The 23,035-nt window shown below is 63.3% G+C and carries 20 protein-coding genes and 1 tRNA gene; 10 read left to right on the plus strand and 11 right to left on the minus strand.

Translation table 11 applies throughout. The annotated features are described in order from the left end of the window. Positions 1–47 precede the first annotated feature (47 nt). The 4 genes from RM192_RS13570 (at position 48) to RM192_RS13585 (ending at position 5,591) form a co-directional block, all read left to right on the plus strand. Positions 48–1,526, plus strand: coding sequence for a DUF4139 domain-containing protein (locus tag RM192_RS13570; RefSeq protein WP_311508081.1), 1,479 nt, complete (start codon positions 48–50; stop codon positions 1,524–1,526). A gap of 10 nt (positions 1,527–1,536) precedes the next feature. Further along, positions 1,537–3,069 (plus strand): hypothetical protein, encoded by a 1,533-nt coding sequence (locus RM192_RS13575; RefSeq protein WP_311508082.1) that lies wholly within the window; start codon positions 1,537–1,539, stop codon positions 3,067–3,069. A 51-nt stretch (positions 3,070–3,120) separates the two neighbouring features. Continuing rightward, the gene (locus RM192_RS13580) at positions 3,121–3,768 is read left to right on the plus strand and encodes an SCO family protein (RefSeq protein WP_311508083.1); all 648 of its coding nucleotides are present in this window, start codon (positions 3,121–3,123) and stop codon (positions 3,766–3,768) included. A 71-nt stretch (positions 3,769–3,839) separates the two neighbouring features. Then, positions 3,840–5,591 carry a cation:proton antiporter gene (locus RM192_RS13585; protein ID WP_311508084.1) on the plus strand — a complete coding sequence of 584 codons (1,752 nt, stop codon included), beginning with the start codon at positions 3,840–3,842 and terminating at the stop codon, positions 5,589–5,591. A 55-nt stretch (positions 5,592–5,646) separates the two neighbouring features. On the opposite strand, the gene RM192_RS13590 is transcribed toward RM192_RS13585, so the two are convergent. From RM192_RS13590 to RM192_RS13605, 4 genes are read right to left on the minus strand one after another with little or no spacing between them, the layout of a single operon-like run. Beyond that, complete coding sequence (locus tag RM192_RS13590; protein WP_311508085.1) at positions 5,647–6,600, minus strand: TauD/TfdA family dioxygenase; 954 nt, start codon at positions 6,598–6,600, stop codon at positions 5,647–5,649. A gap of 42 nt (positions 6,601–6,642) precedes the next feature. Next, positions 6,643–8,013 (minus strand): MFS transporter, encoded by a 1,371-nt coding sequence (locus tag RM192_RS13595; RefSeq protein ID WP_311508086.1) that lies wholly within the window; start codon positions 8,011–8,013, stop codon positions 6,643–6,645. 9 nt (positions 8,014–8,022) lie between these two features. Next, a complete protein-coding gene (locus RM192_RS13600) occupies positions 8,023–10,437 on the minus strand; it encodes a TonB-dependent receptor (protein WP_311508087.1) in 2,415 nt (804 codons plus the stop codon). Positions 10,438–10,441: 4 nt separating this feature from the next. After that, positions 10,442–10,624, minus strand: a complete 183-nt coding sequence (locus tag RM192_RS13605; protein WP_311508088.1) for a hypothetical protein — start codon at positions 10,622–10,624, stop codon at positions 10,442–10,444. Positions 10,625–11,139: 515 nt separating this feature from the next. Between RM192_RS13605 and RM192_RS13610 the strand changes: the two genes are divergently transcribed. The 3 genes from RM192_RS13610 to RM192_RS13620 all read left to right on the plus strand — a co-directional run bounded on the left by RM192_RS13610 (position 11,140) and on the right by RM192_RS13620 (position 13,473). Continuing rightward, the gene (locus RM192_RS13610; protein WP_311508089.1) at positions 11,140–12,561 is read left to right on the plus strand and encodes a sulfatase-like hydrolase/transferase; all 1,422 of its coding nucleotides are present in this window, start codon (positions 11,140–11,142) and stop codon (positions 12,559–12,561) included. A gap of 78 nt (positions 12,562–12,639) precedes the next feature. Continuing rightward, a tRNA-Val gene (locus tag RM192_RS13615) sits at positions 12,640–12,715 on the plus strand. A 92-nt stretch (positions 12,716–12,807) separates the two neighbouring features. Beyond that, on the plus strand, positions 12,808–13,473 hold the full coding sequence (locus RM192_RS13620; protein ID WP_311508090.1) for an extensin family protein: 666 nt from the start codon (positions 12,808–12,810) through the stop codon (positions 13,471–13,473). Positions 13,474–13,483: 10 nt separating this feature from the next. Here the strand turns inward: RM192_RS13620 and RM192_RS13625 are convergent, their stop codons facing one another. From RM192_RS13625 to RM192_RS13655, 7 genes are all read right to left on the minus strand, one after another. Beyond that, the gene (locus RM192_RS13625) at positions 13,484–14,104 is read right to left on the minus strand and encodes a LuxR C-terminal-related transcriptional regulator (RefSeq protein ID WP_311508091.1); all 621 of its coding nucleotides are present in this window, start codon (positions 14,102–14,104) and stop codon (positions 13,484–13,486) included. 266 nt (positions 14,105–14,370) lie between these two features. Next, complete coding sequence (locus tag RM192_RS13630; protein ID WP_311508092.1) at positions 14,371–15,135, minus strand: proteasome-type protease; 765 nt, start codon at positions 15,133–15,135, stop codon at positions 14,371–14,373. Positions 15,136–15,218: 83 nt separating this feature from the next. After that, complete coding sequence (locus tag RM192_RS13635; protein ID WP_311508094.1) at positions 15,219–16,031, minus strand: transglutaminase family protein; 813 nt, start codon at positions 16,029–16,031, stop codon at positions 15,219–15,221. 8 nt (positions 16,032–16,039) lie between these two features. Continuing rightward, positions 16,040–16,987: an alpha-E domain-containing protein gene (locus RM192_RS13640; RefSeq protein WP_311508095.1), complete on the minus strand. Its 948-nt coding sequence runs from the start codon at positions 16,985–16,987 to the stop codon at positions 16,040–16,042. Beyond that, positions 16,987–18,420, minus strand: a complete 1,434-nt coding sequence (locus RM192_RS13645; RefSeq protein WP_311508096.1) for a circularly permuted type 2 ATP-grasp protein — start codon at positions 18,418–18,420, stop codon at positions 16,987–16,989. Before RM192_RS13645 ends, RM192_RS13640 begins: the two co-directional genes overlap by 1 nt. A gap of 116 nt (positions 18,421–18,536) precedes the next feature. Next, positions 18,537–19,328, minus strand: coding sequence for an esterase/lipase family protein (locus tag RM192_RS13650; protein ID WP_409233833.1), 792 nt, complete (start codon positions 19,326–19,328; stop codon positions 18,537–18,539). 89 nt (positions 19,329–19,417) lie between these two features. Then, positions 19,418–19,966 carry a DUF3617 domain-containing protein gene (locus RM192_RS13655; RefSeq protein ID WP_311508098.1) on the minus strand — a complete coding sequence of 183 codons (549 nt, stop codon included), beginning with the start codon at positions 19,964–19,966 and terminating at the stop codon, positions 19,418–19,420. Positions 19,967–20,102: 136 nt separating this feature from the next. On the opposite strand from RM192_RS13655, the gene uvrB reads away from it, so the two are divergent. The 3 genes from uvrB (at position 20,103) to RM192_RS13670 (ending at position 23,028) form a co-directional block, all read left to right on the plus strand. Next, entirely contained in the window at positions 20,103–22,307 is a 2,205-nt protein-coding gene (gene uvrB, locus RM192_RS13660; protein ID WP_311508100.1) for an excinuclease ABC subunit UvrB, read from the plus strand. Positions 22,308–22,454: 147 nt separating this feature from the next. After that, a complete protein-coding gene (locus RM192_RS13665) occupies positions 22,455–22,736 on the plus strand; it encodes a type II toxin-antitoxin system RelE/ParE family toxin (protein WP_311508101.1) in 282 nt (93 codons plus the stop codon). Further along, complete coding sequence (locus RM192_RS13670; protein WP_311508102.1) at positions 22,711–23,028, plus strand: HigA family addiction module antitoxin; 318 nt, start codon at positions 22,711–22,713, stop codon at positions 23,026–23,028. Before RM192_RS13665 ends, RM192_RS13670 begins: the two co-directional genes overlap by 26 nt. The last annotated feature ends 7 nt before the right edge of the window (positions 23,029–23,035 follow it).

The raw sequence follows: 23,035 nt of genomic DNA on the forward strand, positions 1-23,035 counted from the left end.
GATCTGACTGCAGGTACAGTCTAGCCAGAGGCAAAGAGGAGAGGTTCATGCGCGGTATTCTCGTTGTGGCATGTCTTGCAGCGCTTCCGGCTCCGGCTATCGCGCAGTCTCTGTCGGGTTCTGCTCAGGGCGATGTATCGCTGACGATCTACAACAACGATCTCGCGCTGATTCAGGATGTCCGGCAGATGGCTTTGCCGCTTGGCCGCACCCGCCAGGAATTCCCAGACGTTTCCGCCGCGATCCGGCCAGAGACGGTTACGCTGAACGCGGGCGGCACCGGGATCGTCGAGCAAAACTTCGATTATGATCTGCTCACGCCTGAAAAGCTTATGGACAAGGCGGTCGGCCAGACCGTCACGGTCATCCGCACCAATCCAGCTACCGGAACCGAAACGCGGGAATCCGCGCTGATCCTCGCCAACAACGGCGGCACCGTGGTGCGCATCGGGGACCGCATCGAAGTGCTCGAACGCTACGGCGCCCGCGTCGTCTTTCCCAGCCTGCCCGCTGGTCTGCGCGCCCGGCCAACCCTGTCGGTGACGCTTGACACGACCGCACCCGGCGCGCGGCCCGTCACGCTCAACTATCTCTCGCGCGGCTTCGGCTGGAAGGCCGATTACGTGGCCCTGTTCGATGAGACCGCAGGCAAGATCGACGTGCAGGGCTGGATCACGCTGACGAACAACAGCGGCACGACTTTTGACAAGGCCAAGGTCCTGCTCGTCGCCGGATCGGTGGGACAGGAAAACAACGGCTATAACCAGACCTATCGGCCGCAGCGTGCCGTCATGCCCGGAAACAGCCCCGGTACGCAGAGCGCAAACCGCGAAAGCCTTGGCGATTTCTACGTCTATCCCATCGCCGGGCGAACCACAGTCGCCAATGCCCAGCAGAAGCAGGTAAGCTTTCTCGATGTGGCCGCGGCGCCCGCAGCCAAAGCCTATCACTTCCGCAACGGCTGGCTGCAGAGCCAGACCGAGGCCCAAAGCGCTGACACCGTGCTGCGCTTTTCCTCCGCGCGCGAAGGCGGGCTTGGCGATGCCCTGCCCGCAGGCACGGTCCGCGTCTATATGCGCGACGCCCGCGGCCAGCCGCAATTCATCGGTGAAAACACCATCGGCCACACCCCGATGGGATCGAGCCTCGCGCTCAAGACCGGCGAGGCTTTCGACGTCAAAGTCCTCCCCGTGGTGGAGAAGCGCGAGCGGATCGACAGCGGCGAATGGGAACGCACCGTGCGCTACCGCGTGACCGTGAACGGCGAACCGACCCGCGAAGTGACCGTGGACCAGGCCAGGGAATTCTGGCGCACGACGATGACCTACAAGGTCACCAATGCCCGCGCAGTGCCTGTCACAGTCGAGGTCGTGCAGAGCGGCCTCGACAACTGGTGGCACGATGCGCGCGTGCCATCCGAAAGCATCAAGGGCACCCAGCGATCCGCCGACGAACGCATATGGGCTGTTCCGGTCCCGGCCAATGGCAACACGACGCTGACCGTCCAGTTCGACACGCGCTACTAAGACGCAGGTAATGCGCGCAGCGTCACAACTCGTCCTGTTGCTCGGCTGCCTTTGCGGTCCGGCGTTCGGGCAGGAAGTGGTCACGTCTCCCGCACCAGACAGCGTCGCCGTCAGCGTCTACCGCGCCCCATCGCGCGATAGCGACACGGCCATGGATCTGGATTGGCTCGAAGGCTACGCTCTGATCACCGAGAAGCGCACGGTCGAGATTCCGGCAGGGCAAACCACCATCCGCTTCGAAGGCGTCGCCGCCGGACTGTTCCCCGAAAGCGCCATCGTCACCGGCCTGCCCTCGGGCGTGCGCGAAAAGAACCTCGATGCCGACCTGCTCTCGCCGCGCAGCCTCTATGCTCGTGCCTATGGTCGCCCGGTTGTCTTGCGCCGCACCGCACCGGGGTCGGGCAAGGTTTCAGAAGAACGTGCCGTGATCCGCTCCGGCCCCGATGGCGCGGCAATCGTGCAAACCGCAGCCGGTTTTGAGGTGGCCAATTGCGGTGGCCCGGATGCTGCGCTCATCTATCCAGACGTGCCCAAGGATCTATCGGCCCGCCCCACGCTTTCGGTTCAGACAGAATCCGCCAGCCCGCAAAAGGCCACGCTGTCATTGTCCTACCTCGCGTGGGGTTTCGACTGGCAAAGCAATTACGTCATCCGCATGAACCCGGATGGCCGCACCGCCGATCTTTCCGCATGGGTCACTCTCGCCAGCAGCGACAGCACAAGCTTCGGAGACGCTGAAACCGCCGTCATCGCAGGTGAGGTCAACCGCGAGGATACGGAAGCCGGAGGCGCGCCCAGCGGCGGCGACCTGGTGCTGCGGTGTTTTGTCCAACCACTGGTCGCGTCGCCGCCGATGGTCGCGCCGCCGCCGCCAATGCCAGTGATGGCACCCATGATGGAAATGGCCGACATCGTCGTGACGGCGCAGGCCGCGCGCGGCGCACTGATGGCTGCCCCGGTCACCGTCCAGCAGGAAGGGCTCGGCGATCTCAAGCTTTACCGCGTGCCCTTGCCCGTAACCGTTGCAGCCAATGCACAGAAGCAGGTCGCACTGGCCGAGAGGCCCGCTGTAAAGGTCGAGGCGCTCTATCGCTCTGAGGTCTGGCAGGACAGCGCGGGCGAAGTCCGGCAGATGCTGCGCACGCGCAACCGCAAGGAGGAAGGCCTTGGCCTGCCGCTCCCCGGCGGCCCGGTCACCGTGTTCGAACCGCGCGGTGATACCATGCTGTTCGTAGGCGAAGGCGGCCTTTCCGACCTCGCCGAGGGCGAAGACGTCGAAATCATGCTTTCCGCCGCCACGCAGATCACGCTTGAGGCGCAAACCATGCGCGAGGAGGGCAAATCACGCACCGTCCAGCTGACAGCGCGCAACGCCCGCCCGGTGCCGGTCCGCTTCGAGGCCCGCATCGCCACGAGCCTGTCCGACCATATCAAATCCCCGTCGACCTCGCTCAAACGCAAGGATGGACGCAGCATCTGGGCGATCACCATCCCGCCCGGCAGTGCCAAAACGATGACTTACAATCTCGTTAATTCGGATTAATCGCCAAATAGGACTAATGACAATCGCAACCGGCCTGTTAATCCGGACGGAATGACAGAACGGGGCGCTACTTCAGGATTCCGCAAGCCCGTGGTGATCGCCATGGCAGGTCTTGCGGTGGCCGCCGCGATTGCTCTGGCGTGGTTCGTCATGCCGTCGCCGCTGCCAGAGACGAGCGTCGATGCGAAGGGCCGCTACCGGCTGGTGGACAGCACCGGCGCGCTGTTCGATCGGGCCAGCCTGAAGGGCAAACCCTACCTTGCCTATTTCGGTTACTCGCACTGCCCCGATGTTTGCCCCGCGATGCTGGCGAAGTTGACCGCTGCGCGCGCAAGGCTCGGCAAGGACGCGCAGGATTTGCGCATCGTATTCATCACGATCGATCCTGAACGTGACACTCCGGAACGGCTGGCAAGTTTCATCGCCAATTCTGGCGGCAATATAATCGCGCTGACCGGCAGCCCGGAAACGATCGACGAAGTGGCTGACAGTGCCGCCGTCTTCGTCAAGCGCATGCCGCAGCCCGGTGGCGGCTACATGATCGAACACAGCATGTCGGTGTTCATCTATGACCGCGACGGGGATTTCTTCGACACGATCCTGCCGACCGAAGACAACGCGGCAATCATGGACAAGCTGCGCGGCGTGCTCGCGGTGCCCGTCAGCCCCGCACCAGCCACCGAAAGTGCCGTGCCGTAATCGTGCATTGCGCGGCATCGGTGAACCGCCAACGCGGTTGCAGCGCCGGAGGATGGCTTTAGACAGGAGCAATGGCTGAACCCGCTTCCCTGCTCCACGATGGATTCCTCCTGCTCGGCTTTGCGCTGGTCTTCGTGCTGGTGTTCCGGCGGCTCGGTCTGGGCGCAACTTTGGGCTATCTGCTCGCAGGCGCCGTGGTCGGGCCGCAAGTGCTGGGTCTTGTGGCCGATGCCGAACAGAAGCTCGGGATCGCCGAACTCGGCATAACCCTGCTGCTGTTCCTCGTCGGGCTGGAACTGAACCCGTCGCGGCTGTGGCGAATGAAGCGCGACATTCTCGGCCTCGGGCTGCTGCAAGTGACCGCCTGCGGGCTGGCCGTTGCCGGCATGGTGGGCCTGACCACCGAATTCAGCTGGGCGGCGGCGCTGGCGCTCGGCCTGCCGCTGGCGCTTTCGTCCACCGCGCAGGTTCTGCCGATGCTGCAATCGTCAGGCCGCCTGCGCACGCCTTTTGGTGAGCGCGCCTTTGCGATCCTGCTGTTCCAGGATCTTTCGATCATCCCGTTGATCACGATCATCTCGGCGATGAGCCGCAATCCGGCTGACGCAGGTGGCCCTCCCGGCTGGCAGCTGGCGCTGTATACGGTGGCGGCGCTTGCCGGACTGATCGCCGCCGGGCGGTTCGTCATCCGTCCACTGTTCCGCCTGATCGGAAATCTGGGCGAGCGCGAAATGTTCGTCGTCGCGGCACTGTTCACCGTCATGGCCTCGGCTGCGGTGATGGAAGTGCTCGGCCTATCCACCGCGCTGGGCGCATTCGTGGCGGGCGTGATGCTGGCCGACAGCCCCTATCGCCACGAACTTGAGGCTGACGTCGAACCCTTCCGCTCTATCCTGCTCGGACTGTTCTTCCTTGCCGTGGGCATGATGCTCAATCTCCACGCGATTGCCGAACGCCCGCTGTTCGTGATCGGCATGGCGATCGGACTGATTGCCATCAAGGGCGGGATCATCTTCCTGATCGGCCTTGCCTTCCGCATGCCATGGCGCGGCGCGCTGGCTCTCGGCCTGTTGCTGAGCCAAGGCGGGGAGTTCGGCTTCGTGCTGTTCGCGCAGGCGCAACAGGCGCTGCTGATCGCGCCTGATGCGGCGAGCCTGTTTGGCGCGGTGGTGACGCTGTCGATGGCCACGACGCCGTTCCTGATGATGGCCACCAGCCGTTTCCGCAAGGAAGCCGAGGTCGCCCGGGGCGAACGTGAAGGGCCGCAAGCCGATGGGGCGAACGCGATCATCGTCGGCTTCGGACGCTTTGGCCAAGGCGTGAGCCAGATGCTGCTCGCCAGCAACATTCCGGTGACCATGGTCGATACCGATATCGAGATGATCGACGTTGCAGCGGAATTCGGCGCGAAGGTCTATTTCGGCGACGGTACGCGGATCGACTTGCTGCGGCAGGCAGGAGCCGATGATGCGGAGATGATCTTCTTCTGCATCGACGGCGACCAGATCTCGCCCGAATTCGTCGAGGCTGTCCACGAATCCTTCCCCCGCGCAGCGATCTACGTGCGCGCCTATGACCGCCGCGCGCTGATCCGCCTTAAAGGTGGGCCTGCCAGCGCGGTGGTGCGCGAGGTGCTGGAATCGGCGGTGCGCATGGCGCGCATGGCGCTGAACGACGCAGGACTCTCGGAAGAAGCGATCAACCGCGCCGAAGACATGTTCCGTGCTCGGGACCGCGAGCGCCTGAAATTGCAGGTCGAGGCCGGCGATGTCCGGGTGGCGCGGGACCGGATCATCACCCGGCCCCAAGCGCCTGCAAGCTGAAATCGCATCGTAATGGCGGGGCGGCGATGAGGGATCGCCGCCCCACTTCCAGCCCTCAGGCCGGCTGGTATTCGGTCGCCTTTTCCTTGCGCACGGTGCGGCTGCTACGACCATCGATGCCGACCGGCACCACGCCCGCAATCGTCGCGCGGCGAAGGGTGCGGCGCTGCAGGCCAAAGTCCGCCACGGCGCGGTGCTGGGTCGACTGGTTGTCCCAGAATGCCACATCGCCTGCCTGCCAGCGCCAGCGCACCACGTTCTCCGGGCGCGTGATGTGATCCTGCAGGATCTGGAACAGACGCGCCGAATCCGCCTGGTTCAGTCCGACGAACTGCTTGACGAAGTGGCCGAGCAACAAGCTGCGCTGACCCGAAACCGGGTGCACGCGCACCACTGGATGCTCGGTTTCGTAAACCGTCGAGGCGAAGACGTTCTTCTGGAACAGTTGGCGGTCCTTCTCGGCGGCATCGCCCTTGGGTGCGTTCGAGAGCACGGCGGCGTAGTCATAGAGGTTTGTATGGGTGGCCCAGAGGTTGTTCGCGAGCTGGCGCAGCGTTTCAGGCAGGCTTTCATATGCCGTTTCGCCGTTGGCCCAAAGGGTGTCTCCGCCTGCTTCGGGAATGGTGATCGCGCGCAGGATCGAGCCCTTGGGATAGGCATCGACGAAGGTTACGTCGGTGTGCCAGCTCGACGCGGCGTAGCCTTCCTTGCTGTCGAGTTCTAGCAGATAGCGCGAACCCTGCGCCACCGGCACCGTCGGGTGCGCAACCGGATCGCCGAACAGCGAAGCGAAGCCTTCGTGCCGCGCGTCGTCGAGGTCCTTTTGGCCGCGGAAGAACACCACCTTGTGGCGGACGACGGCATCCTTGATCGCCTTCACGGTCTGCGCATCGAGATCGCCCGAGAGCGTTACGCCCCGGATTTCAGCACCGATGTTGCCGGTGATTGGCACGATATCGAGTGGCGAGTTTGCATCCCTGGCGTTGGCGTATGTGGTAATCGCATTCATGGTCATCACTCCTTGAGGGGACTGTGAGGGCAGTAGGGGGATTTATTCGGCCGGCTGGAGCGCAGGGTCGTCTGCGGAGTTCAGGCGGAGGCGAATTGCATTGTGCTGGTCGGCATCGAGCGAGAAGCCGGTGATGACCGCAGCGGAAATGGCGTGGGCGAGAGCGGGGCCGAGCGCAAAGACGAGCAGCAGTCCGTCGAGCGCCTGCGGGGTATTGGTGGCCTTCGGGTCGAAGCCGAACCACGCGATCAGCGGCAGGGCGATGCCAGCGGCGAGCGCGCCGCCGATCTTGTCAGCCAGACCGAACACCGAATAGTACAGCCCGGCGCGTTCCTCGCCGGTATCGACGCGGTGCTTATCGGCAACATCGGCCACCATCGACCGCAGCATGATATTGCCCGAGCCTTGGGTAAGGCCCTGCGCGAAAGCGAGCAGCAGCACGAGCCAGAAAAGGTCAGGCGTGGTCAGCACAAGCGCGAGGTTGATAAGGGCCTGCAGCACTTCGGCGAGGATCGCGGCGTTGCGCTTGCCGAGGCGCACACCGATGCGCTGCCAGATCGGCGCGGCGAGCATGCCGAACGCATACTGGAACAGGAACAACCCCGCCGCCCATTCGGGCCGCCCTAGGTAGAACGTCACATAGAACAACAGTAGCGTGGTGCGGATGCCCTGCCCCGCCCGCACCGCCGCGTCCGAGGCGAGCACGCGCAGCAGCAGCGCATTGCCGAACACCGCGCGCAGGGCGGCTGAGGGAGACAGCGACGTGACCGGCGAGAGCGCGGGCGTAAGGGGTGATGCCTTTTCCTCGCGCGTGGTCAGCGTCAGCCACAAGGCGGGAACCGCGCTGGCCAGCACGAGCAGGCCAAACAGTGTCAATTGCAGGCGCCCGTCACCGGGCTGCAGCTTCTGCGCAATCGCCGCCAGCCCCAGCGCCGCAACCAGCGCGACCGACTGTATCAGCGTGAAGGTCGAAGCGGCGCGGGTGCGGTCATGGTATCCCGGCGCGACCTCGCCGCTCCAGGCGAGCAGCGGCGTCGAGATCAATGAAAGTCCGGAATAATAGGCGGCAAGCGCCACCACCAGCCATGCCGCGCCGATGCTGTCCGGCGGGAAGAACAGCATCGCGCTGCCGCCCGTGAACAGCACGCCGCCCGCCGCGATCCACGGACGCCTGCACCCGAACCGGCTGCGGGTCCGGTCGCTCAGTGCGCCGACCACCGGGTCGAGCACACTGTTGAACAACTGACCCGCAAGGTAGAGCGATCCAACCAGCGCCAGCGACAGCCCGAAGTCCCGGGCAAGGATTGCAGGAAGCCATGCCATGACAGGTTGCGCCGCCGCCGTGACTGGCAGGTAAATCGCCCCAAGCCGCGCGAAGCGTGCAGTGGATGGGGAAAGCGGGATCACGGTCATGTCAGGACCTCACAGCCGGGTTCGCAGCGTGACACCGAATGTGCGTGGGTCGCCCACCTGGGCCGTGACCACGCCGGTGTTCGCGGCGGTAAGGTTGAGGAAGTAGTCTTCACCTGTCAGGTTGCGCGCCCAGACCGAGAGATCCCACAGCCCGTCATCGGTCTTCAGCCCGATGCGCGCATTGGCGATGCCGAAGCCCGGAACCTGCGCCCATGCCGAATTGGTAGCAGAGGTGTTGAAGCTTGACCGGTGAGCGTAATCGGCGTGCGCATAGAGGCCGACCTCACGTCCGCCGAGTTCACCCAATGGTGCCTTGGCGTCTGCACCAATGGAGTAAGAAAACTTCGGCACGCCCGAAAGCGGCTTGCCCGAAAGATCCTGAATGCCGCCCAGGTTGAGGTTCTCCACTGCCTGCGGGGCGTTGGTGTATTCGACATACTTGGCGTCGGTGTAGCTGGCCGAGGCGTTGACCGAGAAGTTGTCGCTGGCGCTGAACGCCAGATCGCCCTCAATCCCGCGCGAACGCACCTTGGGAATATTTGCGATATATTGGCGCACGTTGACGGTGTTGGGCACCTGCTCGGTGATCGCGGTCTGGTAATCGCGGATTTCGGTCCAGAACGCGGCGGCGTTGAACGTGGCGCGGCGATCCAGGAACTGCGACTTGAAACCAAGCTCGAACGCGTCGACCTTTTCGGGCGCGACATCGGGCGCGATTCCCGCTGGCAGGGCGGTCAGGTTGAGCCCGCCCGACTTGTTGCCGCGCGAATAGCTCGCATAGACATTCGCCTCCGGCGCGACCTTCCAGTTGAGCGTGACGAGGCCTGACAGGCTGTTGTCGGTGAACTTGGTGGCAAAGCTGGTCACCGGATTGAACTGGCTGCGGATCGCATTGATCGCTGTCACTTGCGCAGGCGTGAACCCGGAGAGATTGGCGCCATCCACCCAGAACTGACTGAACGCGCCCGACTTCTTCTCGTGCGACCAGCGCAGGCCGGTGGTCAGCGTCAGCGCATCCGACAAATGCCAGTCGGTCTGGCCGAACAGGGCAAATGTCTTGGTTTCGGGCGTCGAGGTGGAGTTCGCCTCAAACCCGTTGAGCGCGGCGTTGGCGATGGTCTGGTTGACCGCCGGCAAGTTCCACAGCGCCGCCGCCGAACCGTAGCGCGTCGCGCCATAGCCCTTGACCGTCTGCCAGAAATAGTAGGCCCCGATCACGTAATCCACGGATCGATTCCCTTGGGAGGCGAGCCGCACTTCCTGGCTGAACTGGCGCTGGCGATTGGCCTGCTGCGCTTTGGTCGTGATCGGCAGCGAAGTGCTGTCGCCGTCGTTGGCCGGGTTCCAATCCCACCAGCGATAGGCGGTGATCGATGTCAGCGCCGCGCCGCCAAGGTCGAGATTGGCTTCGCCCGAAACGCCGTAACCTTCCATGTTCGACTGGTAATGGCTGTCCGCCTCGCCGATCCGGTCGAACGGCTGGAATGCAGGGAGCGTGTAACCGGGGAAACGCGCGGCGCGAGCGGCAAAGTTGTTCGGGATCGTCGCGCCATTGGCGTAAGTCGTGTGCAGATCCGCAAAGACGCTTAGCACATGGTCCTGCGTCTGCTTGGCATAGTCGCCGATGATGCGCAGCTCGAAGTCGGGCGTCGGCGTGAACAGCAGTTGTCCGCGCACGCTCTCGTTGCGGTAATTCTGGGCGCGGGTGTTGGTGGTCTTGTTGAACAGGAAGCCGTCGTTCTCGCTGACCGCGCCTGAAATGCGCACTGCCAGCAGATCGGGCAGGACGCCTGCCGAAACCGAGCCGCGCACCTGATAGAACCCGTAATTGCCAAGGGTCGCCTCGCCCGAGAATTCGGGATCGAACGTCGGCTTCTTCGAAGTGATGTTGACCACGCCCGAGGTGGTGTTCTTGCCGAACAGCGTGCCCTGCGGCCCGCGCAACACCTCGATGCTCTGCAGGTCGACGAGGTCGAATTGCGAGAGGCCGACACGCCCGTAATAGACGTTGTCGATGTAGAACCCGACGCCGTTTTCCAGCCCGTCGTTGGTCAGCGCCACGTTCGAGCCAAGGCCGCGAATGTTGATGTTGGTGTTGCGCGGATTGAAGCTGAACACTTGCAGGCTCGGCACCTGTTGCTGGATCTGGCCGAGCGTGAAATCACCGCGCTTTTCCAGCGTTTCGGCGGTGATCACGCTGATCGCAACGGGCACGTCCTGGACATTCTCATCGCGGCGGCGCGATGCGGTCACCACAATGGTCTCACCGCCCGCATCAGACGCAGCATCGGCTGCCAGATCGTCGACCACAGCGGGCTGCACGTTTGTGTCGGCTGCACGCGCCGTCCCACCGAGCGTAAGTGCCGCAAGCGCGACGCCCGAAAGAGTAAAGTGACGCTGCACGCAAGAAATAGCCCTGTTCATTCTATTATTCCCTGAACCCTGTTGATGTGTTCGCCGCGCCAGGGCGGCGGTAGATGTTGGCGGTAACGGGCACGGGTCCGCGCTCGGTGCTGCCTGTGGCGACGCCGCAAAGAGCAACAATCGACTGCTGCAGAGACGCGGGATACAGTGCCAGATCCGCAAGATCGGAACTGGTAAGCGGTCGCATGACGCACTCCTCCCGGCACCGGCCTGCCAAGGCAGGTCCGCGCCGAAATTGCGTTATTTCTGGAAAGCCGGCATGACCGTCCCGCGCCCGTTCAGGGTGGCGGAAGCTGTGTCACATATCGGCAGGTTTGCGCGTCAGGCGCGCATCATCATGATTTGCATCGTATCACCTCATTGTTGAGGGGAACACGATGCCTGGCGCTGTCGCCCCAGCATCGCGCGCTTTAGCCATTGGTAACGCGGAGCAAGCTGCTTCCCGATCAAATCCCGCGGATCAGGACCCTTGAAATGCATGACGGCCTGATCACCGATAGCCATGCGGGTTAATCTCTACCTATCTAGTTGAGTCTTTGGCGTCAACCGCCAGCTTGCCCATTCGCCGCAAAAGGATAACTTGCTGACGCTAAAGCTTGATTGTCTATGTAAATGATAGACAATCAAGCCGCCGCGTATAGGATCGGCTTGCCTTACGCGTCCACGCGCGGGTCCTTCACCTTTGAAACCATGGACCGCCCGATGACGACCATACCACTTACGCCCCGCCTCAGCCGCCGCTCGGCCCTGCAAGGCGCTGCAGCGACCTTGGCCGCCGCAGCCACGCCCGCCATCGCGCGCGCGCGCCGCAAGCGCCCGAACATCCTTTACATCATGGCCGACGATCTCGGCTTTGCGGACCTGTCCTGTTATGGTCGCCGCGATTTCGAAACGCCCGCGCTCGACCGGCTTGCGGCAGACGGCCTGCGTTTCACAAACGCCTATGCCAACAGCGCGGTCTGTACCGCCACCCGCGTCGGCCTGATCACCGGGCGCTACCAGTATCGCCTGCCCGTCGGCCTTGAGGAGCCGCTGGCCTTTCGCCAGAACATCGGCCTGCCTTCGTCGCATCCTACCCTGCCCTCGCAGCTGGCGAAAGCGGGCTACCGCACCTCGCTCATCGGCAAGTGGCACCTTGGCAGCCTGCCCGATTTCGATCCGGTGCAGAGTGGTTATCAGACCTTCTGGGGCATCCGCAGCGGCGGCGTCGATTACTACACCCACGCCACCAGCAACGGGCAACTCGACCTGTGGGACGGCCCAACCCCGGTCGATCAGGCGGGCTACCTCACCGATCTTCTGGCCGACCGCGCCATTGCCGAGATCCGCGTGGCATCGGCAGGTGCCCAACCATGGTTCATGAGCCTGCACTTCACCGCGCCGCATTGGCCATGGGAAGGGCCGGACGATGCGAGCGAATCCGCGCGCATTGCCAAGGCCAAGGACCTCAAGGCCCTGTTCCACTTCGACGGCGGCAGCGCCGCGATCTATGCCGCCATGGTCCGCCGTCTCGACTACCAGATCGGCCGCGTGCTCGGCGCGCTCGACAAGGCGGGCGTGGCGGAAGACACTGTCGTCGTCTTCACCAGCGATAATGGCGGCGAGCGTTTCTCCGACACCTGGCCGTTCAGTGGCCGCAAGACCGAATTGCTCGAAGGCGGCCTGCGCATTCCCGCCATCGTGCGCTGGCCCGGCGTGACCAAGGCAGGCGCCACCAGCGACGCCCAGATCATCTCGATGGACTGGCTGCCCACGTTCCTTGCGGCTGCCGGCGCCGCGCCGGACGCCCGCTTCCCCAGCGACGGCGTGGACATAACCCCAGCCATCGGCGGTGCGTCCCTGCCCGCACGCACCCTGTTCTGGCGCTACAAGAACCACGCCCAGCGCGCGGCCCGTCGCGGCGACCTCAAATACCTCAAGATCGCGGACAACGAATTCCTGTTCAATGTCGCCGCCGACCCGCTCGAACGCGCCAACCTCAAGGATCGCCAGCCCGAAGCCTTCGCCAGCCTCAAGGCAGAATGGGAAGCGTGGAACGCGACGATGCTCCCGCTCGACCCGCAATCCTACACCCACGGCTTCACCGCCAGCGAACTGGCCGATCATTATGGCGTGGACGACTGAAACGAACCTTTTCACGGAAGCGTCAGAGCCATTGACGAATCCCCAAAAACCTCGCAATAGCGCGCTTCCTGCGAGAGCGGGCGCTTAGCTCAGTTGGTAGAGCATCTCGTTTACACCGAGAGGGTCGGCGGTTCGAGCCCGTCAGCGCCCACCATGCAAATTGCCGCGCACCTTCCGCGCAGCTTCCCACGCACCGTTCGTCGCGCCGTTAACCCGGCGCTAACCACGTGGTGGCACGCTGTGAGGATGAGCAAAAGAGCGATCTTTGCACTCACCTTGGCCGCGTTGCTGACAGGCTGCATCGGTTCGCCCGATGCCCCGCAGCGAACGCCGTCGCGCGGGACCGGCGCCTCCATCACCCAGACCCCGCAAGGCCGCGCTTGTCTTTCAGGGCTTGGCGCGACTCAGGCCAACTTCACGCCGCTACCCGACCAGTATTTCGGTGCAGGCTGCTCGACCGTCGGCACGGTCAGGCTCGGCTGGCTGCGCGGCGACGAGGGACGGCTCGACGTGGCCAATCTCGGTCCGGTATCTTGCCCGGTTGCTACCGCGCTGCAACGCTGGGCGCGCTACGGGGTGGACCGCGCGGCGCGGCAGATCCTCGGCAGCCCGCTTGCCCGGATCGAAACGATGGGCAGCTATTCGTGCCGCAACGTCGCAGGCACTACCCGCCTTTCCGCACACGCCACCGCCAGCGCGGTCGACATCGCCGCATTCCGGCTGGCCGACGGGCGGCGGATCAGCGTGGTGGCCGACTGGAACTCACCCTCACCGCAGACGCGCGCCTTCCTGCGCACGGTCCGCGATAGCGCCTGCAAACGCTTCGGCACGGTGCTGACGCCCGATTACAACGCCGCCCACCGCGATCACCTGCACCTTGAGCCCGGCGGCATGCGGCCGTTCTGCCGCTAGAAATGCCGCGTCAGGCGGCCAGATCGTCCAGACCGGTCGCCTCGATCCGCAGCCGGACCGCTTCGGCAGCGTGGCGCGCGCCCAATTTGCCCATCATCTTCATGCGGTGGATTTCAACCGTGCGCGGGCTGATGTCCAGTTCGCGGGCAATAGCCTTGTTGCTGCAACCTTCGGCCAGACGGTCAAGCACTTCGCGTTCGCGCGTGCTGAGCCGGGAGATGCGCTGGCGGGCTTCTGCAGCACGGGCGCGCTGGGCACGGAACGAATCCGCCTCACGCGCTGCATTGGCAATGGCTTCATTGAGCGGCGCGATCTGCGAAGGCATGGGCAGATAGTCGAGCGCACCGGCCTTTATCGCGCGAACCACCGCAGATGTTTCGGGCACTTCGGAAATGGCGATGACGGGCAGCCAGTGTCCGGCATGCATCATCGCGGTAATCAGGTTGGGTATACCGTCCCCGACAGGATCGTCCTGTGCCAGCACAAGACCGCCTGAAGGCGCATGCGCCAGCAGTTCCCCGGCGTTGGCATAGATTTCAGCATGATGGCCAGCTGCAAACGCTAGGCGTGCGAGCTGTGCCCTGCGGGCGGAGTCACCATCGAGGATGTGGAGTGTTACACGATCAGCCATGCCGGTGATTAATCACCTGCCGACGTCCGATGGCCACAGACGTTAGCTTCGTAATGAACTGAATAAGTTGGCAAACGCGGCCTACCTACAGGATTTTCCTTAGGACGATCGCTTCGGGAACGGATCAATCATCCTCCCAGAATTGCCTGCACATGGCAATTTTCGTGCAGGCCCGGTCAGGATTGCTCGACTCAGGGCGAATTTGGCAAGCCGTCGTTAACCAATCGACCCTCAACTTTCCGGGCCATCCGCCTTCCCGTGGCGTGTCAGTTTCCGCCCGGTTGTTCACCATTCTGGGTGAACGAGTAATCGGGCAGCGAATGGAACGCCTGCCGCAATGCTTCGCTCCAACTCGACGAGATCGCCTTGAAGTAAGGATCGCTGGCGAGGATGCGCCGCTGATGCAGCGGTTCGAAGTTGTCTCGCTCCATCACCATCAGGTCGAACGGAAGACCCACTGAGAGGTTGGCCGCAAGTGTCGAATCGAATGACACCATCAGCAGCTTGACCGCGTCCTCAAAGCTCATCGTCCGGTCATAGCCGCGCAGCAGGATCGGGCGCCCGTACTTGGTCTCGCCGATCTGGAAGAAGGGCGTATCGAAGCTGGCCTCTATGAAGTTGCCTTCGGGGTAGATCATGAACAGGCGCGGTTCCATGTCCTTGATCTGGCCTGCGACGATCATCGATGCGGTAAAGCGCGGCCCCTCGCTTTGCATGCCGCCTTCCTGGCGCCCTTCGATCACACTGCGCAGCAAACCCCCTACCTGGGTGGCGATCTGGAACATCGTCGGGGCTTCGAGAATCGAGGGCCGCCGGTCGCTTGGCGCCTTGTTTCGCTCCTCCATCTGCGAGATCACGGCCTGGGTCGTGGCGAGGTTGCCAGCGGTCATGATCGTGATCTGGCGTTCGCCGGGCACCGACCAGTGGTACATCTTCCGAAACACCGAAATGTTGTCGACGCCCGAATTCGTGCGGGTGTCGCTCATCAGGACAAGTCCCTTGTCGAGCACCATTCCCACGCAATACGTCATTGGCCTGCCCCGATGTTTCCAGCCTGCAATAACCTCGTCCGGCGCGCGCGCCGACTCCGAACCCCCAAGGTCACCGATCTGTCTTATTGTTCCACACGCTGTTGCTGCACGGCAAGCTTCACGTGCATGGATTCATCACGCGATCCATACCGGATCCCTGTGATCGGCGCGGCATCTCGGTAGTCGCGCCCCGTGGCCACGCGGACATAACGAGCATCGGGACTGATTCCATTGGATATATCGAAGCCAACCCAGCCCAGACCTTCGACGAAGGCTTCGGCCCAGGCGTGGCCCGCGTCCTGATCGACACGGTCATCCATCATAAGATAACCGCTGACGTAGCGTGCCGGAATGCCCAGCGCCCGTGCCGCACCGATGAAAACATGGGCATGGTCCTGGCAGACGCCGCGCCCGGCCGCCAGAACGCCCTCGGCAGTGGTCGCCGAATCGGTGTGGCCGGTGGCATATTCCACACGGTCGCGGATCAGCGCGGAAAGGCTATGCAGCGCGGTAACCGTATTGCTCTCGGACGGCAGCCCACCGATCAACCCGCGCATCCGCTGGCCAGTGCGTGTCAGATCGGTCTGCTCGAGGAACAACCACATCGGCATGAAGCCCGAATGACGCCCGATGATACCGGCCTCGTCGTTCGTGTCGACAATGCCGTGGCAGCGGATCGTCACTTCACGGGCGCCGGAATCGAACGAGATCAGTGAGACGTGATTGCAGTTCTGATCGTCGTATTCGACCTGAAGCTGCGCGCCTTCGAAGGTCATGTTCCATTCGATCACGCGCTGGCCCGACGAGGCCTTGGGCATCAGCCGCAACCGCTGCATCCCGCGCGAAACCGGCTCGGAAAAGACGTAGTGCGTCGTATGGTCAACCGCGATACGCATGATGAAACCTATTCGGTAAAACGGTAGTCGCGCTGAATCTGCAGCGCGAGCGCGGTGTTGGCGCGGATGAACTTGCCGATAAACTCGTGCAGGCCCTGCTCGAAAATGCCGTCAATCGTGGCCTGATGGAACTGGCAGTCGGCATCACGCAGCAGTTCGTGGCTGTGCATCTCATTGCCGTATTCGCGCGCAAGGCTGGCGAGGTTCGAGCGCAGCTTGGAATAGCAGAACGCCAGACTGCGCGGAAAACGTCCGTCGAGAATCAGGAACTCGGCAATGCCGCGCGGGTCCATGCGCCCGGCGTTGAGCCAGCGATAGGCGCGCTCCCCGGCGACCGAGCGCAGCACGTTTTCCCACTGCACATTGTCGAGGCTCGATCCGACATAGGACACCGACGGCAGCAGCACATAATACTTCACGTCGAGAATGCGCGCAGTGTTGTCAGCCCGCTCGATAAAGCTGCCCATCCGCGCGAAGTTGTAGATCTCGTTGCGCAGCATGGTGCCTTCCATCGCACCGCGCACCTGGGTCGACTGGCGGCGCACCTGATCAAGCACATCGCCGAGCCGCGTTTCGGGCACCGGCCTTGCCAGCGCGTCTTTCAGCTTCATCCAGCCGTCGTTGACCGATTCCCACACCTCGCGCGTGATCCCTCCGCGCACCATGCGCGCGTTGGTGCGTGCCTCCTCGGCCATCGCCAGAATGCTGCCCGCGTTGTCGCGGTCCCGCAGGATGAAGTTGAACACGTGAGGGCCGGTATATTCCTTGCCGTGACGCGCTTCGAATGCCTGCCGCAGCCCGAGAGTGACGATCAGCGAGCGCCATTCGTCAGACGCGTCCGACGCATCGCGGGTCAGCGCCATGCGGAAGCCCGCCTCGATCAGGCGCGAGATGTTCTCCGCGCGTTCAAGGTAGCGGAACAGCCAGAATATGCCGTTTGCGGATCTGCCTAACATCAGTCGTCCAGTACCCAGCTGTCCTTGGTGCCACCGCCTTGCGACGAATTGACCACCAGCGATCCCTTCTTGAGCGCGACGCGCGTCAAACCGCCCGGCGTGATGTCGATGCCATTGGGGCTGACCAGCACGAAGGGCCGCAAATCCACATGGCGCGGCGCGAGGCCCGCCTTGGTCAGGATCGGCACGGTCGAAAGCGACAGCGTCGGCTGCGCGATATAGTTTTCAGGCCGGGCACGCAGTTTGGCCTCGAACGCCGCCAGTTCACGCTTCGACGAGGTCGGCCCGATCAGCATCCCGTAGCCGCCCGAACCGTGCACTTCCTTGACCACCAGATCGGCGAGGTTGTCGAGCACGTACTTCAGCGCTTCCGGCTCCGAACAGCGCCACGTCGGCACGTTCTGCAAGATCGGTTTCTCGCCGGTGTAGAACTCGACGATTTCTGGCATGAACGAATAGATCGCCTTGTCGTCGGCAATTCCGGTGCCCGGCGCATTGGCGATGGTGATGCCGCCAGCGCGGTAGACATCCATGATCCCGGGTACGCCAAGCACGCTGTTCGGATTGAACGTCAACGAATCGAGGTATTCATCGTCCACACGGCGATAGAGCACGTCGATCGGTTCATACCCGCGCGTGGTGCGCATCGCGATGCGGCCATTTTCGACGCGCAAGTCGCTGCCCTCGACAAGCTCTGCGCCCATCTGGTCGGCGAGAAACGCGTGCTCGAAGTAAGCCGAATTGTAGATGCCCGGCGTCAACACCGCGACCACCGGCTTCTTGCCGTCGCACGCGGGCGGCGCGCAAGCCGCAAGGCTGCGGGCGAGGCGGCGCGGATAGTCCGAAACCTCGCGCACCCGTACGCGGGTGAACAGTTCCGGGAACATCGCCATCATCGTCTCGCGGTTCTCCAGCATATAGGAGACACCGGAGGGCGTGCGGGCGTTGTCTTCCAGCACCATGAAATCATCCTCGCCCGTGCGGACAAGATCGATCCCGACGATGTGAGTATAGACCCCGCCCGGCGGTGTGAAGCCAACCATCTCCGGCAGGAACGCCACGTTGCCTTTCAGCAACCGCGCGGGCAACCGGCCCGACCGCACGATTTCCTGGCGGTGATAGAGGTCATGCAGGAACGCATTCAGCGCCCGCACCCGCTGGTCGATCCCGCGCGACAGCTTGCGCCATTGCTGCGCGGTGACGATGCGGGGCACCATGTCGAACGGGATCAGCCGTTCTTCGGCATCCTCGTTGCCATAGACATTGAAAGTGATCCCGGTGCGCCGGAAGAAGGCCTCCGCCTCACTGCCCTTGCGCCGCAAAAGGTCTGGCGGCTGTTCGTCATGCCAGTTGCAGTATCCCGCATATGCAGGCCGCACCGAGCCATCGGCATCGAGCATCTCGTCATATGACGAGGGCAGAGTTTTTTTCATAGGCACATCCCGTCTGGCGTCCAAGCTTGCACAACGAATCGGGTTTGCCAAGCGCGCGAATGCTGCACCTGCGAAATAATTTGAATCCGGTGTTCTGCGGCTGTCGAAAGCGGCAATCAGTATGCGTCGATCAATCGTCCGACCGTGGCGGCAACGTCGGGGTGTGCGGCGAAGCCAAGGTGCGTGCAGCGCATCGGCACGGCCAGATCGCGTTCGCCCTTGCGCCCGCAGGCCGAGCGCGGCGAAATGATCCCGTCGCGCGCGCTCCACAAGGCCACAGTGGGCACTGGCGGCTTGACCGCCATGTCACGTCCGACCGGCGGATCGTCCACCGAATGCCCCGCGATCAGCTGATAAGCGCGCCAGGCATTGTTGGCACGGCGGTCGCCCGAGAACGGCGTGCCCATGGTAATCACCAGCCGCACTGCCTCGGGGTGCAGCCGCGCCACTTCGCGCGCGAAGATACCGCCAAGGCTCCAGCCGACCAGCACCAGCGGCTCGCCTTCCTTGCGCGCCATCGCCACAACGCGCTCGCACAGCCGCTCGAAGCGTTCCTCGCTCGGCCCGAAGTTGAAGCCCAGCCCCCAGTCGCTCACCCGGTGCCCTGCCGCTTCCAATACGCGCGCCAGCGGCTTCATCCGCACCGGATGCGTGCCGAAACCGGGCAGGAGCATGACAGGCCGGGATGCGCCGGCCAGTTCGGTTGCCGGGCGGGCCTTGCGCATCGCCTGCCAGTGCTCGACCGGCGTGCTCAGTTCACCGAGGAACCGCTCCCACGCTGGCCCGCGCGAACCTGCAGGACGCGGCTGAAACGCCAGCGCCTGCCGCCGCACGATCTCGTCACGCAGCAACGCGAGTCGGGCCGAAATCTGCCCGCCGCCGTTCGCACTATCTGCCTGCTTGAACATCATTGCCATTGCCTGCGCCCTATCGGCCTAACCACCGATGAACGCCAGCGTGGCGTAATTGTTTCACATTTGCGTCAAGAATGGGACGATCACTTATCCTCGTCGCCCTTGCACTCACCGGTGCGCTTGGACACCAAGGCCATTTCCATGGCCATCGCCTTGCCATTGGGCGCCATGCCCTTCATCGCCATGGTCATGTCATAGGCGTCGGCGCTGTAGGTGCCGACCATGGTCATCTTCGCCGAGGCGGTGCCCTCGCCTTCTGTGCCCTTGCAGGTCATCGCCGCATCGATTTTGCCGCCGCCCATCGTGAACGAGTCGTAGCGGCAGTCCTCGCCCGTCTGGCCGAAGAACGAACCGTCTGGCTTCTCGGTTTCTTCCTTGGTCAGGCACGAAGCAAACGTGCGGCTTTGCCCCATCATCGCCTGCATCTGCTGCCTGGCCTCGGGCGGCATCCCCTCCACCTCGAACTTGTTGAACTTCATCGTGAGCTCCCAGCGCCCCGGCGTCAGCTTCATCCCGGCATCGGCCACCTTCTTGGCCACTTGCGCGGTCGAGGCGTTCTTCTCGTCCACCTGCTTGTCGTCCCCACAGGCGGAAAGGCAGGCGGCAAGGATCAGGGCATAAGCGGCGCGCATCGGGCACTCCCTCGTTGATTATGGGCCGAGGCTATCACGACCGGAAAAAAGCGCCAGTGCGGCAGGTCACCGTGACGGGGCGCATTGCCCTACAAGCCGGTTGAACGGACGTGGTTTGTTCCCCATATCCTTGCCCATGGCCGAACTCGTTATCCGCAGAGGGCTCGAAGAGCCCGACACCTCCGGCACGTTCGTGCCCCACCGCCCGGAACGCCCCGACAAGATCGAGGGAGGCCGCCCGTTCAAGGTCGTCTCCGAATACCAGCCCGCAGGCGACCAGCCCACCGCCATCGCCGACCTCGTCGCGGGTTTGCGCGGCGAAAACGGGCGTGAGGGCGACATGACCCAGGTCCTGCTCGGCGTGACCGGTTCGGGCAAGACCTTCACCATGGCCAAGGTGATCGAGGAACTGCAGCGCCCCGCACTGATCCTTGCTCCCAACAAGATCCTCGCAGCGCAGCTTTATGGCGAGATGAAGAGCTTCTTCCCCGACAACGCGGTGGAGTACTTCGTCTCGTATTATGACTACTACCAGCCCGAAGCCTACGTCGCCCGGTCTGACACCTACATCGAGAAAGAAAGCTCGACCAACGAGGCCATCGACCGGATGCGCCACTCGGCCACCCGGTCCCTGCTCGAACGCGACGACGTGATCATCGTCGCGTCGGTTTCGTGCATCTATGGCATCGGCTCGGTGGAAACCTACTCGGCGATGATCTTCGACCTCAAAACCGGACAGTCGGTCGACAGCGGCGAACTGATCCGCAAGCTCGTCGCCCTGCAATACAAGCGCAACGACGTGGCGTTTGCGCGCGGCAACTTCCGCGTGCGCGGCGACAATCTCGAGATCTTCCCCTCGCACTATGATGACACCGCATGGCGCATCAGCTTCTTCGGCGACGAGATCGAATCCATCGCCGAATTTGATCCGCTCACCGGCAAGACCGGCGCGAAGCTGACCAACGTGCGCGTCTATGCCAACTCGCACTACGTCACCCCCGGCCCGACGATGCAGCAGGCCGCCCAGGCCATCCGCTTCGAACTGACCGAGCGGCTCAAGGAACTCGAAGCCGAGGGCAAGCTGCTCGAAGCCCAGAGGCTCGAACAGCGCACCAACTTCGATCTCGAGATGATCGCGGCCACCGGCAGCTGCGCCGGGATCGAGAACTACAGTCGCTTCCTGACTGGCCGTCTGCCGGGCGAACCGCCGCCGACGCTGTTCGAATACCTGCCCGACAATTGCCTGCTGTTCCTCGACGAAAGCCACCAGACCGTGCCGCAGATCGGCGCGATGTCGAAAGGCGATCACCGCCGCAAGCTGACGCTTGCCGAATACGGCTTCCGCCTGCCCAGCTGCATCGACAACCGCCCCTTGCGCTTCAACGAATGGGACGCGATGCGCCCGCAGACCGTCGCCGTCTCGGCCACGCCTGCGCAGTGGGAAATGGAGCAGGCAGGCGGCGTCTTCGCCGAACAGGTCATTCGCCCCACCGGGTTGATCGACCCGCCAGTGTTCATCCGCCCGGTCGAGGATCAGGTGCAGGACTGCATCCAGGAGTGCAAGCTGGTCGCCGCGCAAGGCTACCGCACGCTCGTCACCACGCTGACCAAGCGCATGGCCGAAGACCTCACCGAGTTCATGCACGAAGCGGGCCTGCGCGTGCGCTACATGCATTCCGACGTCGAAACGCTGGAGCGCATCGAACTGATCCGCGACTTGCGCCTTGGCGTCTATGACGTGCTCGTCGGCATCAACCTATTGCGCGAAGGCCTCGACATTCCCGAATGCGGCCTCGTCTGTATACTCGATGCCGACAAGGAAGGCTTCCTGCGCAGCGAAACCTCGCTGATCCAGACTATCGGCCGCGCCGCCCGCAACGTCGATGGCCGCGTGATCCTCTATGCCGACCGGATGACCGGCTCGATGGAACGCGCCATCGCCGAAACCGACCGCCGCCGCGCCAAGCAGGAGGCATACAACCTCGAACACGGCATCACCCCGCAATCGATCAAGCGCGACATCCACAACATCGTTGCCGACACCGCGAGCCGCGATGGCGTGCTGGTCGACATCGAAGATGACGGCGTCAACAACCTCGTCGGCCACAACCTGCGCGGCTACATCGAGGATCTCGAAAAGCGCATGCGCAACGCTGCGGCAGATCTTGAGTTTGAGGAAGCTGGAAGGCTGCGCGACGAGATCCGGCGGCTTGAGGCGACGGAACTTGGGCTGCCAGCGGGCGAGCACAAGGCGCCGATCGTGGGGCGGAGCAACGAGGGCAAGCCGGGGACACGGAAGACGCGGTACGGGAAGAGCCAGAAGACGAAGTGGGGGAGGTAAGGCGACTTGGGATATGCAGGTAGAACGAACTGGTGGATAGAAGCGCAGCCAAAGCCTTGACAAGACCCCGAATGACTCGGACTATCGGGGCTGTGGGGGAGCACTCCTTTTTGTTTTTGGGCGAATCCGTCCAAACGGAGTGCAGCCATGATAGTCAGCATTGCCAACAAGGAAACCGAGGCCATCTGGCTCGGCCAGCGCAGCCGCAAGCTGCCTGCTGATATCCAGAGCCGCGCCCTTGCAAAGCTGGCGATGCTCGATGCGGCTGCCGAATTGGACGACCTCAAGAACCCGCCGAGCAACCGCCTTCACGACCTGAAGTACGACCGCACAGGCCAACATTCCATTTCCATTAACAAACAATGGCGCATATGCTTCGTCTGGAATGACGGAAATGCCTACGATGTCGAAATCACCGATTACCACTGATGGCGAATGGCTGCACAATCCGCACGCAGGCGAACTGCTCGTGTCGGAATTCATGGTGCCGTTGGAACTGGATTGCGCCTCGCTGGCCGCTGCTATTGGCGTGGATGTGGCACGCCTATCCGCTGTAATCGCCGGAACATCGCGTGTGGACGGTGAACTCGATCTCCGCCTCGCCCGCTATTTCCGCATGTCTGAAGGTTTCTTCTTGCGCCTGCAGGATCAGTACGAAATCCGCGAAGCCAAACGCGCTATCAGTGGGGATCTCGACCAGATCGTACCGCGCGCCGCCTGAACCTTCA

The organism is Novosphingobium sp. MMS21-SN21R, from assembly GCF_031846015.1.
Lineage (GTDB): Bacteria > Pseudomonadota > Alphaproteobacteria > Sphingomonadales > Sphingomonadaceae > Novosphingobium.